The following is a 15,063-nucleotide window of genomic DNA, read 5'->3' on the forward strand; positions in this document are numbered from 1 at the left end:
CCCCTCACTTCCGCCCTGCGATATGCTCCACCGCAGCTTGCGCACAATACAACCCAAACGAAGCCGTCACCAGCATACTCGCGCCATAGCCCGCGCAGGACAAACCTTGCGGCGCGGCATCGGTCGAACACGCTTCGCCGGATTGCGGCGGCGTAATATTCTCGGTTGAATAAACGCAAGGCACGCACATTTTTTCTTTGGTATCGCGGCTGAAGCCGTAGCGTTTGCGCAAGGTATAGCGCAAATTGGAAAGCAGCGGATCGTGGGTAACGCGGCTCAAATCGGCGGTTTGGATCAAAGCCGGATTTTTCTGTCCGCCCGCGCCGCCACTGATGATAAACGGTTGTTTATGTTGCACGAAATATGCCGCCATCGCCGCTTTGACACGGATTTGGTCGATGGCGTCGATGACGAAGTCAAAAGGCCGTCTGAAAAGCTCGTCCAGATTGTCTTCGGTCACAAAATCTTCAATTTCCGTCACTTCGCATTGCGGATTGATTTGAGCAATGCGTTCGCGCAAAGCGGTAACTTTTGCCTTACCGAAATCATCGGTCAAGGCGTGCAACTGGCGGTTGACATTGGATTCGGCAACATTGTCCAAATCAATCAGCGTTAAACGACCGATGCCGCTCCTCGCCAATGCCTCCACCGCCCACGAGCCGACGCCGCCGACGCCGACCACGCACACATGCGCGCGCGAAAAGCGCACCAGCGCTTCGTCTCCGTAAAGTCTGGCAATGCCGCCAAAGCGGCGCGAAGAAAGAAAAGCGGCGTCCTGCATAAGTAACCTTGTGATATATCAATAAATTAATGAAAAACGCGACAGGCGATTCGGACAGACATTATACTTGAAAGCAGATGGGCTGTTGTACCTGCCCGAAAGAGTTTATAATCGTTTCACATTCAGACAAGTTCTGATTTCATATTAAACGAAAGTGCCGCTACTCGGCGCAAAAGGAGAATGAATATGTACAAACATCTGGTTGTAGCCGTTGACGGTAGCGAGACCTCCCTCAATGCATTGAAACACGCCGCCGAACTGGCAAGCCTCAACAAAGCCCAACTGACTTTGGTTCACGTTGCCAACCCTGCCGAATACATGGCTTTGGCGCCTGAATTCCTGCAACACGAAAGCTACGAAGCCGCCGCCGTTGCCCAAGGTAACGAAGTTTTGGATTTCGCAGAAAAAACAGCGCGTGAAAACGGCGTTGAAAACATCGTGAAACACCTGTTGGTCGCCAACAAAGGCGCGCGCGAAATGGCTCAAGACTTGGTTGACTACGCCGACGAAAATGGCGCCGACCTACTGGTACTCGGCACACACGGCCGCACCGGCCTGATGCACCTGCTGATGGGCAGCTTCGCCGAAACCGTTATGCGCCAAAGCCACCTGCCTCTGCTGATTATCCGCAGCAAAGCCGAAGAAGCATAATCAAGCATTGATTTAAAATAGCGAAAGGCCGTCTGAATATTTTTCAGACGGCCTTTTTTCACATGACAGCTTTAACTTTTATTTCGCCATTTCTTTGAACACTTCGTGTGCCGCAACAATGGTTTCGTCAATCAGCTCAGGCGTATGCGCGGCGGAAACAAAGCCGGCTTCATAAGCGGACGGGCCGAAGGCAACATTGCGGTCGAGCATACCGTGGAAGAAATATTTGAAACCTTCAATATTGGAACGCGCCATATCAGCGTAGTTTTGCGGTGCATGGTTGGCAAAATACAGACCGAACATGCCGCCCACGCTGTCGGCCGTAAATTCAACGCCGTGCGCTTTGGCCGCATCGGCCATACCGTTGGCAAGGCGTTGAGTCAGGGCAGTCAGGTTTTCATAGAAGCCTTCGCGCTGAATGATTTCCAACGTTTTCAAACCAGCTGCAACCGCAATCGGATTGCCGGACAATGTACCTGCCTGATACACACCGCCTAAGGGGGAAATGCATTCCATAATGTCTTTACGGCCGCCGAACGCCGCCAAAGGCATGCCGCCGCCGATTACTTTGCCCATGGTGGTCAAATCGGGTTTGATGCCGTGCAAAGATTGCGCGCCGCCCAGCGCCACGCGGAAGCCGGTCATCACTTCGTCGTAAATCAATACGGCACCGTGTTTTTCAGTCAATTCGCGCAAGGCTTTGACAAAGGCTTCAGACGGCCTAACCAGATTCATATTGCCGACAAAAGGCTCCAAAATCACACAGGCAATGTCATTGCCGCTTTGAGCAAAGGCTTCTTCCAGTTGGGCGATATTGTTGTATTCGAGTACCAAAGTGTGTTTGGTAAAATCGGCAGGCACACCGGCGGAAGAAGGATTGCCAAACGTCAGCAGACCGCTGCCTGCTTTCACCAACAGGCTGTCGGAATGACCGTGGTAGCAGCCTTCAAACTTGATGATTTTGTCACGGCCGGTAAAACCGCGTGCCAGACGGATGGCGGTCATCGTTGCTTCCGTGCCGGAGCTGACAAGGCGCAGCTGCTCGACCGACGGCATGATTTTGGCGATTTCTTCGGCAATGACAATTTCGCCTTCAGTCGGCGCACCAAACGACAAACCGCCCAATGCCGCCTCGCGCACAGCTTCAATGACTTCAGGATGGGCATGGCCGACAATCGCAGGGCCCCAAGAGCCGACATAGTCGGTATAACGCGTGCCGTTTTCGTCCCAAACATACGCACCTTCTGCCTTTTTGATAAAACGCGGTACGCCGCCGACGCTGCCGAATGCGCGCACAGGAGAGTTTACGCCGCCGGGAATAATGGCTTTGGCGCGGTTGAACAAGCTTTCATTACGGTTCATGGTCAATTCTTTCGTAAGAGGTCGTCTGAAAATCAAATTGATGCCATTTTAACACTAAATCCTTTTCAGACGGCCCAAGCTTCAAAATAAGAATCGGGCGCAAAATCAAAATTATTCTTTAAAAACAAACACTCTATCCACATTTTTCCTGCTTGTGCTATAATCCGCGACCTATTGAAACAATAAAAGAAAAGCATCATGTTACGCGGATTCATACTCAGCCTCGCCCTTTTGGCGTCCTCCCTCGTCCATGCACAACGCAGCCTGCCCGACGATATGGACGTGGCCGTTTTAAAAACTGTCGATCTGCCTTATCTGAAAGTCAGCAAAGGCGGTTTTTCTTGGACGCGCCTACTGACCTTGGGCATTGTGGACGGCAATGCGGCCAAACTGCAAATCACCCGCTTCACCAAAATCCACGATGAAAACGACCGTTTCATTCCTATGGGCCGCCTGCTGAATCAAACCGGCAAAGCCGTCGCGTTCAAATACAACGAAGAGAGCCGCCTCGTCCGCGAAATCTGGATTCTGACCGACGCCGAGGCCGACAGGTTTGCCGCACACGCCAAAGTGCAAAAACAGGCGGAAGAATAACTTTCAGACGGCCCGGGTATTCACAGGCCGTCTGAACCCTTTTACAACAAGCAAATCAATCAAAACAAACCATGAAAAAAGTATTTATCCGCACCTTCGGGTGCCAAATGAACGAGTACGACAGCGAAAAAATGCTGTCCGTCCTCGCCGAAGAACACGGCGGCATCGAGCAGGTTACCCAACCTGACGACGCCGACATCATCTTGTTCAACACCTGCTCCGTGCGTGAAAAAGCGCAAGAGAAAGTCTTCTCCGACTTAGGCCGTGTACGCCCACTCAAAGAGAAAAACCCAAACGTAATCATCGGCGTTGCCGGCTGCGTTGCCTCGCAAGAAGGCGAAAACATCGTCAAACGCGCTCCGTATGTGGACGTGGTTTTCGGCCCGCAAACGCTGCACCGTCTGCCTAAACTCATCGTCGATAAAGAAACTACCGGCCTGTCTCAAATCGACATTTCCTTCCCCGAAATCGAGAAATTCGACCACCTGCCGCCTGCGCGCGTAGAAGGCGGCTCGGCATTCATTTCCATTATGGAAGGCTGTTCCAAATACTGCTCTTACTGCGTCGTCCCTTACACCCGCGGCGAAGAATTCTCCCGCCCGCTCAACGACGTATTGACCGAGATTGCCGGTTTGGCACAACAAGGCGTTAAAGAAATCAACCTCTTAGGTCAGAACGTCAATGCCTATCGCGGCGAAATGGAAAATGGCGAAATCTGCGACTTTGCCACTTTGTTGCGCATCGTCCACGAAATCCCCGGTATCGAACGCCTGCGCTTTACCACCAGCCATCCGCGCGAATTTACCGACGCGATTATCGAGTGCTACCGCGACCTGCCCAAGCTGGTTTCCCACCTGCACCTGCCGATTCAAAGCGGTTCCGACCGCGTATTGAGCGCGATGAAACGCGGTTACACCGCCTTGGAATACAAATCCATCATCCGCAAGCTACGTGCCATCCGTCCTGATTTGTGCCTCAGCTCCGACTTTATCGTCGGCTTCCCGGGCGAGACCGAGCGCGAGTTCGAGCAAACCTTGAAACTGGTCAAAGACATCGCCTTTGACTTGAGCTTCGTCTTTATTTACAGTCCGCGCCCCGGTACGCCTGCCGCCAACCTACACGACGATACGCCGCACGAAGAAAAAGTACGCCGCCTCGAAGCTTTGAACGAAGTCATCGAAGCCGAAACCGCGCGCATCAACCAAACCATGGTAGGCACGGTTCAACGCTGCTTGGTCGAAGGCATCTCCAAAAAAGACCCCGACCAACTGCAAGCCCGTACCGCCAACAACCGCGTGGTCAACTTTACCGGCACACCCGACATGATCAACCAAATGATCGATTTGGAAATCACCGAAGCCTACACCTTCTCCCTGAAAGGCAAACCGGTATAAGCACACGCAAACAAAGGCCGTCTGAAACTGTTCAGACGGCCTTTATCTTGGTTCGGCACGGCATTATCTGATTCATGTATTTTTATTACCCGAACAAAAGGCTTTTCAGTATAATACCGCCCGAAAATTCCCTTATCTGTTGAGAAGTTAAGGCCAAAAACCAAACTTTTTGCAGACCAATCCGACGATGCCGTCCCGCAGGCGGCTTTCCCAAAAGGAATATTTTTAAATGAGTTCTTCAAATCAAAGCGTTTTGGAACGATTGTTCAACCTGAGTGCCAATCAGACCAACGTCCGCACTGAAATCATGGCCGGTTTGACCACCTTCCTCGCCATGTGCTACATCATCATCGTCAACCCCCTGATTTTGGGCGAAACCGGCATGGATATGGGCGCAGTATTTGTGGCCACCTGTATCGCCTCCGCCATCGGCTGTTTCGTGATGGGCTTTGTCGGCAACTACCCGATCGCCCTCGCGCCGGGCATGGGTTTGAACGCCTACTTTACCTTTGCCGTCGTCAAAGGCATGGGCGTGGACTGGCGTGTGGCTTTGGGTGCCGTTTTCATTTCCGGCATCATTTTCATCCTGTTCAGCTTCTTTAAAGTGCGTGAAATGCTGGTCAACGCCCTGCCTATGGGCTTGAAAATGTCGATTGCCGCAGGTATCGGCCTCTTCTTGGCATTGATTGCGCTCAAAGGCGCGGGCGTGATTGTGGCCAATCCTGCCACATTGGTCGGCTTGGGCGACATCCACCAACCTACCGCCCTGCTGGCGATGGCAGGCTTTGTCATGGTGGTTGCACTCGGCCACTTCCGCGTCAAAGGCTCCATCATCATTACCATTCTGATGCTGACCGCCATCTCCACCGTCTTGGGCTTGAGCGAGTTCAAAGGCGTGGTCGGCGAAGTCCCAAGCATTGCGCCGACTTTCATGCAGATGGACTTCAAAGGCTTGTTTACCGTCAGCATGGTCAGCGTGATTTTTGTATTCTTCCTGGTTGACCTGTTTGACTCTACCGGCACCTTGGTCGGCGTTTCCCACCGCGCAGGCCTGTTGCAAGACGGCAAACTGCCGCGTTTGAAACGCGCCCTGCTTGCCGACTCAACCGCCATCGTCGCCGGCGCCGCCTTGGGTACGTCTTCTACCACCCCTTACGTTGAAAGCGCGGCAGGTGTTTCTGCCGGCGGCCGCACCGGCCTGACTGCCGTTACCGTCGGCGTCCTGATGCTGGCCTGTCTGATTTTCTCGCCGCTGGTTCAAAGCATTCCTGCATTCGCTACCGCTCCCGCCCTGCTCTATGTTGGCGCGCAAATGTTGCGCAGCGCGCGCGAAATCGATTGGGACGACATGACCGAAGCCGCACCGGCATTCCTGACCATCGTCTTCATGCCGTTTACCTACTCGATTGCCGACGGTATTGCGTTCGGCTTTATCAGCTACGCACTCATCAAACTCTTGTGCAACCGCACCCAAGACGTACCGCCTATGGTATGGATTGTCGCCGTATTGTGGGCATTGAAATTCTGGTTCTTGGGTTAAACCACCCCAAAAAAACAGGCCGTCTGAAAAGTTTTCAGACGGCCTGTTTTATTTTGCCCAGCGTTTAAAGCTGTCGGCAAAGATTATTTTTTCACTTTTTTAGCGGCTGGTTTAGCGGCAGCTTTCGCGCCTTTGTCCAATACGCAGAAACGGGTAGCGATTTGGTCAACCACTTCTTGTTTGCCGTTTACTTCGGTAGTACCGCGGATAGTCAGCATGTTGCCGTCAACTTTGTCCACGTTGGCTGCAGTAGCTGCTTCAGCAATCCAAGCAACGTTGCCGCCCCAGAATGCGTTTACATCTTTGCTGCTGTCAGTGATACGGAACAGGTTTTCAGTGACTTGGCCTTTGTATTTTACTTGGGCGGCAACAACTTCGTTGCCTTTGAAGCCGTACATGACGCTCAGAGGCTCTTTGCCGTCTTTACCGCATTTGTAGTGAACTTCTTTAGTACCGTCGATAGAGTCTACTTTCAAAGTATTAGGTACTGGAGCTTGAGCTTGTTGAGCCTGAGCTTGAGTTTGTTGTTGCGCAGTAGGCGCAGCTTTGGCTTCAGGTTTGGCTTTAGAACCGCTGCTACATGCAGTCAGGGCAACAGCCGCCAAAACGGCAGGAACGATTAATTTAACATTCATATTCATAATTGACTCCCAAATGGTTTCAATAAAAAACCGGCAAACGCCGGCTGACATTTACACATTAACAGAGATATTCCGTCTTGTCTTTATTTCAGACGGCATTTTTTAAGAAAAGTTCAAATAAATATTTTTATTTTCTAAAATCAAGAAATTATGAATATGAAATCATGTAAATTCAGGTTTGGGAATTTTTAAGATGAATACTCTTGTCAATAAATCGGGTTTTGACAATAGTAAAATAAGATTGAAAAACGCATAGAAATGACAAAAAGTCTGGGCAATTGATTTTACACACTTCTGTCTCTTGAGTTGCTAAGCGTTTCAGACGGCCCTAGAACACAAACAGTAAATGCAATAAAAAAACGCAATCTGAAACAGATTGCGTTTTTTTGAAAACTGGCACGCCCACGGGGAATCGAACCCCGGTTACCGCCGTGAAAGGGCGATGTCCTAACCGCTAGACGATGGGCGCGGATAAATCTTGTGGCGCACCCGGAGCGATTCGAACGCCCGACCCTCTGGTTCGTAGCCAGATACTCTATCCAACTGAGCTACGGGTGCATCCTCATCACTTCGCTAGTGCGTTGTGAATCAAGAAGACCGAATAATATAGGCTTTACTGAAACCTGTCTACCCTTTTCACGGATATTTTTTATATTTTTATTTAACTATTTGAAATTAAACAATATAAAATTAACGTAAAATCCCTACTCCTGACAAATCCTGCGCCATTTTGGCGGCGGAGTTATCGGTCATGCCACCAACAAAATCCAAAATCTTCATATAGGCCTGATACAGACTGTCTTCAGGAAGAATCGGATTGTGCTTTTTCAATAATTCCAATGCCAGAGACTGACGCGTTGCCAACTGTTTTTCAGCAATCAGGGCATAAGCGGCAGGGACAAGCAAATCCAAGATGGAGCCTAAGCATGGGAACGTGGCGATTTCGGTCAAGAGCTTGGTGTGATGGCGGAAAATCCGTGTTTGCGCCAATTCTTTTGCTTTTGCCAAAGTGTTTTGCACTTGCGGGCTACACAGAGCAAGCAAATCTTTGCCTTTGAATGTTCCGTCCAACAAGTCGGACTGATGCAGCATAAAGGTTTGCGCGACATCATCAATCGCCTTACCAATCGCAATGCCGCGCAACATGGCGCAACGCTGACGGCTGGAGCTGGCGTGCCATGCGCTTTCGGCAAAGGTCAGCTCGGACAAAATACTTTCTACTTCCGTATCCGTGAGCAAATCCAATTCGACGGCATCTTCCAAGTCCAGCAAGGCATAGCAAATATCGTCGGCGGCCTCCATCAAATAAGACAAAGGATGACGCGCCCAGCTGTCTGCTCCTGCGGAAACCAGCCCCAATTCGTCGGCAACTTGACGGATAAACGGCAACTCGGTTTGATAAATATTGAATTTCTTTCTGCCGTTCGGATGTTGCGTTGTCCACGGATACTTCAACAATGCGCCGATGGCTGCCGCAGTCAGGCGCATTCCGCCCGCCTCGGGATACATTTCAAGACTGGCGACGATACGCAGGCTATGCGCATTGCCTTCATAGGTTTGAATATCGTTGCGTTCCGCTTCGTTTAATGTGTTCAGATAAATTTGATGTTCAGGCCGTCTGAACCAATCACGCAAAGCATCTTCGCCGGTATGGCCAAACGGCGGATTGCCCAAATCATGCGCCAAACAGGCAACCTGCACCACGGCACCAATATCGCTGGGCGTATTGCCCTGCGGCAAAAAACCGCCGTTGTGCAACATCACGCCCACGCGGTTGCCCAAGCTCCTGCCCACGCTGGCAACTTCAACGCTGTGCGTCAGGCGGTTGTGCGTCAAATCGTGTTGCGCCAGCGGATGCACTTGCGTTTTTCGGCCAAGGCGGCGAAAGGCTCCGGAAAAAACAACCCGGTCGTAATCGATGTGAAAATCCGTACGCAAGGCATCGGCACCTTCCTGAGTCGAAGGGGTAACGGTCGGCACGATTTCGCCGTTTTGGGGACGGAAGCGTTGGGTGGACAATAAGTTTTGCCAATTCATTCGGGTATTCATAAGCGTTTCCTAAAATGAAGCAAAGGCCGTCTGAAACATATTCAGACGGCCTTATGCTTATTTACCGCGCATCAATTCAAAGAAATCGTCATTGTTTTTGGAGTCTTTGAGTTTGCCCACCAAAAACTCGGTCGCTTCGATTTCGTCCATCGGATGGAGGAATTTACGCAAGAGCCACATGCGCTGCAACTGATCGTTCGGCACCAGCAATTCTTCGCGGCGCGTACCGGATTTATTGATGCTGATGGCCGGGAACAGGCGTTTTTCTGCCATGCGGCGGTCAAGGTGCAATTCCATATTGCCCGTACCTTTGAACTCTTCGTAAATCACGTCGTCCATGCGGCTGCCGGTTTCAACAAGCGCTGTCGCAATAATGGTAAGCGAACCGCCTTCTTCAACATTACGCGCGGCACCGAAGAAGCGTTTCGGACGGTGCAAAGCATTGGCATCGACACCGCCGGTCAGAATTTTGCCCGAAGTCGGCACAACGGTATTGTAGGCACGAGCCAAACGGGTAATCGAATCCAGTAGGATAACCACGTCTTTTTTGTGTTCGACCATACGTTTGGCTTTTTCAATCACCATCTCGGCCACTTGTACATGGCGTTGCGCAGGTTCGTCAAACGTAGAGGAAACGACTTCGCCGCGTACAGAACGGCTCATTTCGGTTACTTCTTCCGGACGCTCGTCAATCAACAGGACAATCAGCTCGACATCGGGATAATTGGCGGTAATGGCGTGGGCAATGTTTTGCAACATTACGGTTTTACCGGTTTTAGGCGGCGCCACCAACAATGCACGTTGGCCTTTACCGATCGGGGAAACCAAGTCGATGGCGCGGCCGGTCAGATTCTCTTCGGCTTTGATGTCGCGCTCGAGTTTGAATTGTTCGGTTGGGAATAAAGGCGTGAGGTTTTCAAAAAGAATTTTGTGTTTGCAGACTTCGGGCGGATCGCCGTTGATGGTGTCGAGGCGGACAAGCGCGAAATAGCGCTCGTTGTCTTTCGGCACACGCACGCTGCCTTCGATGGTGTCGCCGGTGTGCAGATTGAAGCGGCGGATTTGCGTGGGAGAAACATAAATATCGTCAGGACCGGCAAGATAAGAAGTATCTGCGCTGCGCAGGAAACCGAAGCCGTCAGGCAGGATTTCCAGTGTACCCGAACAGGTAAAGCTGACATTCTGCTTCATCATCTGGCGGACGATGGCAAAAACGAGGTCTTGTTTGCGGAAACGGTTGGCGTTTTCAATGCCATGTTCTTCTGCCATTTCCAAGAGTTTGGAAATGTGGAGGGTTTGGAGTTCTGAAACGTGCATAGTATTGATATATTTTGGATGGTATCAGAGAGATGGCACACAGGCCGTCTGAAAGTATGAAATCGTGCCGCAGGATACGGTAGATTTTTGAGAAAGTTGAATTTTAGGCAGTTGGAGGCAGGGTGTCAAATTTTTAAATCGAACACTGAGCCGAGACCATAATCTTACCCTACAATAAGATTATGGCCGGCAACAGCTTGGCAATCGCAACCCTATCGCCAAAAATCCGAGTATTTACCCAACTTCAGACGGCCTTTTGTCCGTACCGCATCAGCGTCATGCCGCCGACCGCCGCCGCGCAGCCCGCAACCAGCGAAATATGCAACGGTTCGCCCAAAACCCACGCCGAAGACAGCACACCGAAAATCGGCACAAGCGTAATATACGCCGCCGCGCTGCCTGCACCCAAAGTCTTTACGCCTTCGAAATACCACGCATAGGCCAATACCGTCGCACCGATAACCAGCCATGCCAAGGCCGTCCAACCGCGCCCATCCATTGCCGCTATCGCCTCAAACGGCATTCCGTCCGTCCACAACGCCACCACCGACAACATCAACGCACCAATAAACGACGTTGCCGTCGTTACCGTCAGCGCATCTATCCCGCGCAAAACCGCGCGACCGATTAAGGTATAAGCCGCCCAACAGACCACGCAGCCGAAAATCAGCCACTCCCCCGCCTTGATGCCGCCCGACAATACCGTCAACGGCTGCCCTTGCGTTACCACCATAATGGCACCGCCGACCGCCAGCAGCATACCCGCCAAAATCTTCGCGTTTAGACGCTCACCGAAAAACCAAGTTGCCAACAGCAGCGTCAACACGGGATTCACCGCCACAACCACCGCCGCCTTGCCTGCCGGCATAGTCTGCAGACCCAGCATAAAAAACACCGCATAGCCGCACACGCCGACGGAAGCAGCCACCGTCAAACCCAGCCATTGCCGTGCCGATAAAGCCGCCAAAGTCGCAAATCTGCTGCGCGCAAACAACCAGCCCAACAACAAAACCGAAGCCAGTACAAACCGAACCGCCCCGCCCGTCAACGGCGGCAGCGACTGCCCCAACATCCGCCCCATCGGCCAGGACGCACCCCACAACACCGCCATTCCCAGCAGTTTCAAATGTACAGAATAACGTTCCATCTCATCCCTTTTATCGACAAAGGCCGTCTGAAAACCCGATTTCACGTTTTCAGACGGCCTTCAATTTAACGACTGCAAACAGATTACTTAGGCTGCCAAGAATCTTTCAACGTCACCGTGCGGTTGAACACCGGCGTGTCTTTGCTGTGGTCTTTGCGGTCGGTCACAAAATAGCCGATACGCTCGAACTGCCAACGGCTTTCTGCCGGCAAATTTTTTGCGACAGGTTCGGCGTAAGCAGTGATTTCCTTAATGGATTCTGGATTGAGGAAATCGGTAAACGGCAGGTAATTGCCGTCTTCGCCGCGCACGGCATCGGGACGCTCGACGGTAAAGAGGCGGTCGTACAGGCGGACTTTGATTTCTGCTGCGTGTTCGGCAGAAACCCAATGAATCACGCCTTTGACTTTTCTGCCTTCGGGATTTTTGCCCAAGGTATCGTGGTCGATGCTGCATTTGAGTTCAACCACATTGCCTGCCTCGTCTTTTACTACTTCGTCGCACTTGATGACATAGCCGTGGCGCAAACGCACTTCGCCGCCGGGAATCAGGCGTTTGAAGCCTTTGGGCGGATTTTCGGCAAAGTCGTCGGCTTCGATGTAGATGGTTTGTGAAACAGGCACTTCGCGATCGCCCATTTCTTCGTGGTTCGGATGGAACGCGGCACGGCGGCTTTGGGTTTTGCCGGCTTCAAAGTTGGTCAGGGTCACTTTGAGCGGATTCAAAACCGCCATCAGGCGCGGGGCGGAGTTTTCCAGCTCTTCGCGAATCGCACCTTCCAACACGCTCATATCGACCACGTTTTCAGATTTGGAAATACCGGCGCGTTTGGCAAACAGGCGCAGGCCTTCGGGCGTGTAGCCGCGGCGGCGCATACCGGAAATGGTCGGCATACGCGGATCGTCCCAGCCGGAAACATGGCCTTCTGAAACCAGTTGGTTCAGCTTGCGTTTGGACGTGATGGAATACAGAAGCTCCAAACGGGAAAACTCGTATTGGCGCGGACGCGTGGCGTGCGGCGCAGGGATGTTGTCCAACACCCAGTCGTACAACGGACGGTGGGCTTCAAATTCGAGCGTACACAAGGAATGCGTGATGCCTTCGATGGCATCGGAAATGCAATGCGTGTAGTCGTACATCGGGTAGATGCACCATTTGTCGCCGGTGTTGTGGTGATGGGCACGGCGGATGCGGTAGATGACGGGGTCGCGCATATTGATATTGCCTGAAGCCATGTCGATTTTCAGGCGCAGGGTTTTGCTGCCGTCTGGAAATTCGCCGTTTTTCATGCGCGTAAACAGGTCGAGGTTTTCTTCGATACTGCGGTCGCGGTAAGGGCTGTTTTTACCCGCCTCGGTCAGCGTACCGCGGTATTCGCGCATTTCTTCGGGCGTCAAATCATCGACATATGCTTTGCCGTCTTTGATTAAGCCGACGGCGTAGTCATACAGCTGGTCGAAATAATTGGAAGCGAAACGCGGCTCGCCCGCCCAATGGAAACCGAGCCACTCGACGTCTTCTTTGATGGCGTTGACGTATTCGTCGTTTTCTTTTTCGGGGTTGGTGTCATCGAAACGCAGGTTGCACAAGCCGTCGTAAATATAAGCCAAACCGAAGTTCAGGCAGATGGATTTGGCGTGGCCGATGTGCAGGTAGCCGTTGGGTTCGGGCGGGAAGCGGGTTTGGATGGCTTCGTGTTTGCCGCTTTTTAAGTCTTCTTCAATGATGGTGCGGATGAAATGGTTGTCCGCGAATTGGTCTTTATTCAACATAATATTTCTTTGATGGAAAGATGATTTTCTGTTTTCAGACGGCCTGGGCATTCAATCAGGCCGTCTGAAAGGAATGGAATGATGGCTCAATTGTACCCGACTTGGCTACTTTGATACAGGGTCGACAACCTGCCACGCCACGCCGCGCTCGTTTAGGGTTTTCTGCATGGCGGCAGATGGTGTGCGGTCGGTAAACAGCTTATCGAATGCGCCGATATCGCCCAGTCTGACCAAGGCATTGCTGTTGAACTTGCTGTGGTCGACGCCGAGATAGCGCACGCGGGCATTGTTCACCATCGCCTGCATGACGCTGACTTCCTTGTAATCGTCATCCAAAAGCGAGCCGTCGTTTTCTATGCCGTGGGTACTCATGATGGCATAGTCGACTTTGAATTGGTTGATGAAATCGACGGTCGCCACACCCGTAATGCCGCCGTCCAAGGGGCGGACCACGCCGGAAGCGATGATAACCGTGTAGTCGGTACGCGCCGCAGTGATGGAGGCGGCGTAGATATTGTTGGTGATAATCCGCAGGTTTTTACGCTGTCTGACCAACTCGGCGGCGACGGCTTCCATGGTTGTACCGATGCTGATAAACAGTGAGGCATTGTCGGGAATGGTGGAAGCAATCAGCCGGGCAATGGCGTTTTTTTCCTGCTGCTGATGGTTGCGCCGCTCCTGCCCTGCCGTTACGACTGAAACGTCGCCCAAAGATGCGCCGCCGTGATAGCGTTTGAGCTGTCCGGTTTCGCTCAATTCCTGCACATCGCGGCGTATGGTTTGCGGCGTCACATCCAAATTCGCCGCCAGCTCTTCCACCGTCATGAAGTTATGTTCGCGGATAAGGGTGAGGATATGTTCGTGTCTTTGGATTTTGGGTTTCATGGCGTTTTGCTTTGCAGGGATAAACCAATGGCCGTCTGAATATTTCAGACGGCCTTTTTATTGTCAAACCGATTACATTTCGAGTTTCTGTTCCAAGCGTTCGATGCACGCGCTCAAGTGGCGGCGCATGACTTTGGTCACACGGTTACGCTTGCCGGCCACCAATAAATCGAGGATTTCTCGGTGTTCATGGTGCGAATTGGAATTGATGGTACGCTTTTCTTTGCGAAGCGGATCGGAAACGGCCACAATCAGTGAAGAACGTGCGCACAAGGTATTCATGATTTCAAACAGGACATCGTTGTCCAGCAACCGCGCCAATTCGACATGGAAGGCATTAGACAGGCGGTTCCAACCCACGCGGTCGCCGCTTTCGGAGGCTGCACCCTCTTGCTCAATCATGGCGTAAAGCGGTTGCAGGCGCGTTTCCAAATCAGGCATATCGATGAGGACGCTCAAAATCATGCTTTCCATTTCGATACGCGTGTTGAACACGTCTTTCATTTCTTTCAAGTCCGGCACATGGACAAATGCGCCGCGGTTGGGCTGCAAATCGACGATTTTATCGTGCGCCAAAAGCGATAATGCGCCACGCACGGTATTACGCGAGCAAACCATTTGCCGGCACAGCTCGGACTCGGTCAGTTTTTTGCCCGGCAGCAGCAGATGGTCGGTAATGCCGTCCAAAATCAATGCGTACACGCGGAAGAGTTCGGAATCGTGACGCTCTTCCAAAATAAGCGATGAAGTTGCAGGCGCAACGTTGGTATTATTTTCGTAATCCATAATGTTTCCCCAGTATTTGTGTTGAGGCGCAATGGCTTGCAGACCTGCATATTTCAGGGTTGGTTAAAATATAATTAAAAATTGTTGACAATGTTAAACGAAACTTGCACAATGAGGTCAACAAGCCAAGTTATAAAGGCTGAT

General features: G+C 51.8%; 13 protein-coding genes and 2 tRNA genes. 4 read left to right on the plus strand and 11 right to left on the minus strand.

The features are described 5' to 3' along the window. Nucleotides 1-4: 4 nt before the first annotated feature. Nucleotides 5-781 (minus strand): tRNA threonylcarbamoyladenosine dehydratase, encoded by a 777-nt coding sequence (locus tag HMPREF2661_RS05635; RefSeq protein ID WP_070822688.1) that lies wholly within the window; start codon nt 779-781, stop codon nt 5-7. Between the two features lie 186 nt (nt 782-967). On the opposite strand from HMPREF2661_RS05635, the gene HMPREF2661_RS05640 reads away from it, so the two are divergent. Then, a complete protein-coding gene (locus HMPREF2661_RS05640; protein WP_003748822.1) occupies nt 968-1,432 on the plus strand; it encodes a universal stress protein in 465 nt (154 codons plus the stop codon). Nucleotides 1,433-1,510: 78 nt separating this feature from the next. Here HMPREF2661_RS05640 and hemL read toward each other — a convergent pair whose 3' ends face one another. Beyond that, complete coding sequence (hemL, locus tag HMPREF2661_RS05645; protein ID WP_049323888.1) at nt 1,511-2,794, minus strand: glutamate-1-semialdehyde 2,1-aminomutase; 1,284 nt, start codon at nt 2,792-2,794, stop codon at nt 1,511-1,513. A gap of 198 nt (nt 2,795-2,992) precedes the next feature. Between hemL and HMPREF2661_RS05650 the strand changes: the two genes are divergently transcribed. From HMPREF2661_RS05650 to HMPREF2661_RS05660, 3 genes are all read left to right on the plus strand, one after another. Next, a complete protein-coding gene (locus HMPREF2661_RS05650) occupies nt 2,993-3,388 on the plus strand; it encodes a hypothetical protein (RefSeq protein WP_049323887.1) in 396 nt (131 codons plus the stop codon). A 71-nt stretch (nt 3,389-3,459) separates the two neighbouring features. After that, nucleotides 3,460-4,782 (plus strand): tRNA (N6-isopentenyl adenosine(37)-C2)-methylthiotransferase MiaB, encoded by a 1,323-nt coding sequence (miaB, locus tag HMPREF2661_RS05655; RefSeq protein WP_004519557.1) that lies wholly within the window; start codon nt 3,460-3,462, stop codon nt 4,780-4,782. A gap of 229 nt (nt 4,783-5,011) precedes the next feature. After that, nucleotides 5,012-6,322, plus strand: coding sequence for an NCS2 family permease (locus tag HMPREF2661_RS05660; protein ID WP_049323886.1), 1,311 nt, complete (start codon nt 5,012-5,014; stop codon nt 6,320-6,322). An 83-nt stretch (nt 6,323-6,405) separates the two neighbouring features. On the opposite strand, the gene HMPREF2661_RS05665 is transcribed toward HMPREF2661_RS05660, so the two are convergent. From HMPREF2661_RS05665 to HMPREF2661_RS05705, 9 genes are all read right to left on the minus strand, one after another. Further along, nucleotides 6,406-6,963: a hypothetical protein gene (locus HMPREF2661_RS05665; protein ID WP_003748832.1), complete on the minus strand. Its 558-nt coding sequence runs from the start codon at nt 6,961-6,963 to the stop codon at nt 6,406-6,408. A 394-nt stretch (nt 6,964-7,357) separates the two neighbouring features. Next, a tRNA-Glu gene (locus tag HMPREF2661_RS05670) sits at nt 7,358-7,432 on the minus strand. 12 nt (nt 7,433-7,444) lie between these two features. Beyond that, nucleotides 7,445-7,521, minus strand: a tRNA-Arg gene (locus tag HMPREF2661_RS05675). A gap of 132 nt (nt 7,522-7,653) precedes the next feature. Further along, on the minus strand, nt 7,654-9,012 hold the full coding sequence (locus tag HMPREF2661_RS05680; protein ID WP_049322530.1) for a deoxyguanosinetriphosphate triphosphohydrolase: 1,359 nt from the start codon (nt 9,010-9,012) through the stop codon (nt 7,654-7,656). A 57-nt stretch (nt 9,013-9,069) separates the two neighbouring features. Beyond that, nucleotides 9,070-10,329, minus strand: coding sequence for a transcription termination factor Rho (gene rho / locus HMPREF2661_RS05685; RefSeq protein ID WP_003748836.1), 1,260 nt, complete (start codon nt 10,327-10,329; stop codon nt 9,070-9,072). Nucleotides 10,330-10,573: 244 nt separating this feature from the next. Then, complete coding sequence (locus HMPREF2661_RS05690; RefSeq protein WP_070822691.1) at nt 10,574-11,476, minus strand: DMT family transporter; 903 nt, start codon at nt 11,474-11,476, stop codon at nt 10,574-10,576. An 83-nt stretch (nt 11,477-11,559) separates the two neighbouring features. After that, entirely contained in the window at nt 11,560-13,248 is a 1,689-nt protein-coding gene (locus tag HMPREF2661_RS05695; protein ID WP_070822693.1) for a glutamine--tRNA ligase/YqeY domain fusion protein, read from the minus strand. A 105-nt stretch (nt 13,249-13,353) separates the two neighbouring features. Further along, complete coding sequence (locus HMPREF2661_RS05700) at nt 13,354-14,133, minus strand: DeoR/GlpR family DNA-binding transcription regulator (RefSeq protein ID WP_049322527.1); 780 nt, start codon at nt 14,131-14,133, stop codon at nt 13,354-13,356. Nucleotides 14,134-14,205: 72 nt separating this feature from the next. After that, entirely contained in the window at nt 14,206-14,919 is a 714-nt protein-coding gene (locus HMPREF2661_RS05705) for a GntR family transcriptional regulator (RefSeq protein ID WP_003748847.1), read from the minus strand. Nucleotides 14,920-15,063 lie beyond the last annotated feature (144 nt).

Source organism: Neisseria sp. HMSC061B04 (genome assembly GCF_001836705.1).
Classification (GTDB): domain Bacteria; phylum Pseudomonadota; class Gammaproteobacteria; order Burkholderiales; family Neisseriaceae; genus Neisseria.

Coding starts and splice junctions, on each gene's coding strand:
- HMPREF2661_RS05690 (WP_070822691.1), bottom strand. CDS start 11,476: ATGGAACGTTATTCTGTACATTTGAAACTGCTGGGAATGGCGGTGTTG.
- hemL (WP_049323888.1), bottom strand. CDS start 2,794: ATGAACCGTAATGAAAGCTTGTTCAACCGCGCCAAAGCCATTATTCCC.
- HMPREF2661_RS05635 (WP_070822688.1), bottom strand. CDS start 781: ATGCAGGACGCCGCTTTTCTTTCTTCGCGCCGCTTTGGCGGCATTGCC.
- HMPREF2661_RS05665 (WP_003748832.1), bottom strand. CDS start 6,963: ATGAATATGAATGTTAAATTAATCGTTCCTGCCGTTTTGGCGGCTGTT.
- HMPREF2661_RS05640 (WP_003748822.1), top strand. CDS start 968: ATGTACAAACATCTGGTTGTAGCCGTTGACGGTAGCGAGACCTCCCTC.
- HMPREF2661_RS05680 (WP_049322530.1), bottom strand. CDS start 9,012: ATGAATACCCGAATGAATTGGCAAAACTTATTGTCCACCCAACGCTTC.
- HMPREF2661_RS05705 (WP_003748847.1), bottom strand. CDS start 14,919: ATGGATTACGAAAATAATACCAACGTTGCGCCTGCAACTTCATCGCTT.
- miaB (WP_004519557.1), top strand. CDS start 3,460: ATGAAAAAAGTATTTATCCGCACCTTCGGGTGCCAAATGAACGAGTAC.
- HMPREF2661_RS05660 (WP_049323886.1), top strand. CDS start 5,012: ATGAGTTCTTCAAATCAAAGCGTTTTGGAACGATTGTTCAACCTGAGT.
- HMPREF2661_RS05700 (WP_049322527.1), bottom strand. CDS start 14,133: ATGAAACCCAAAATCCAAAGACACGAACATATCCTCACCCTTATCCGC.
- HMPREF2661_RS05695 (WP_070822693.1), bottom strand. CDS start 13,248: ATGTTGAATAAAGACCAATTCGCGGACAACCATTTCATCCGCACCATC.
- rho (WP_003748836.1), bottom strand. CDS start 10,329: ATGCACGTTTCAGAACTCCAAACCCTCCACATTTCCAAACTCTTGGAA.
- HMPREF2661_RS05650 (WP_049323887.1), top strand. CDS start 2,993: ATGTTACGCGGATTCATACTCAGCCTCGCCCTTTTGGCGTCCTCCCTC.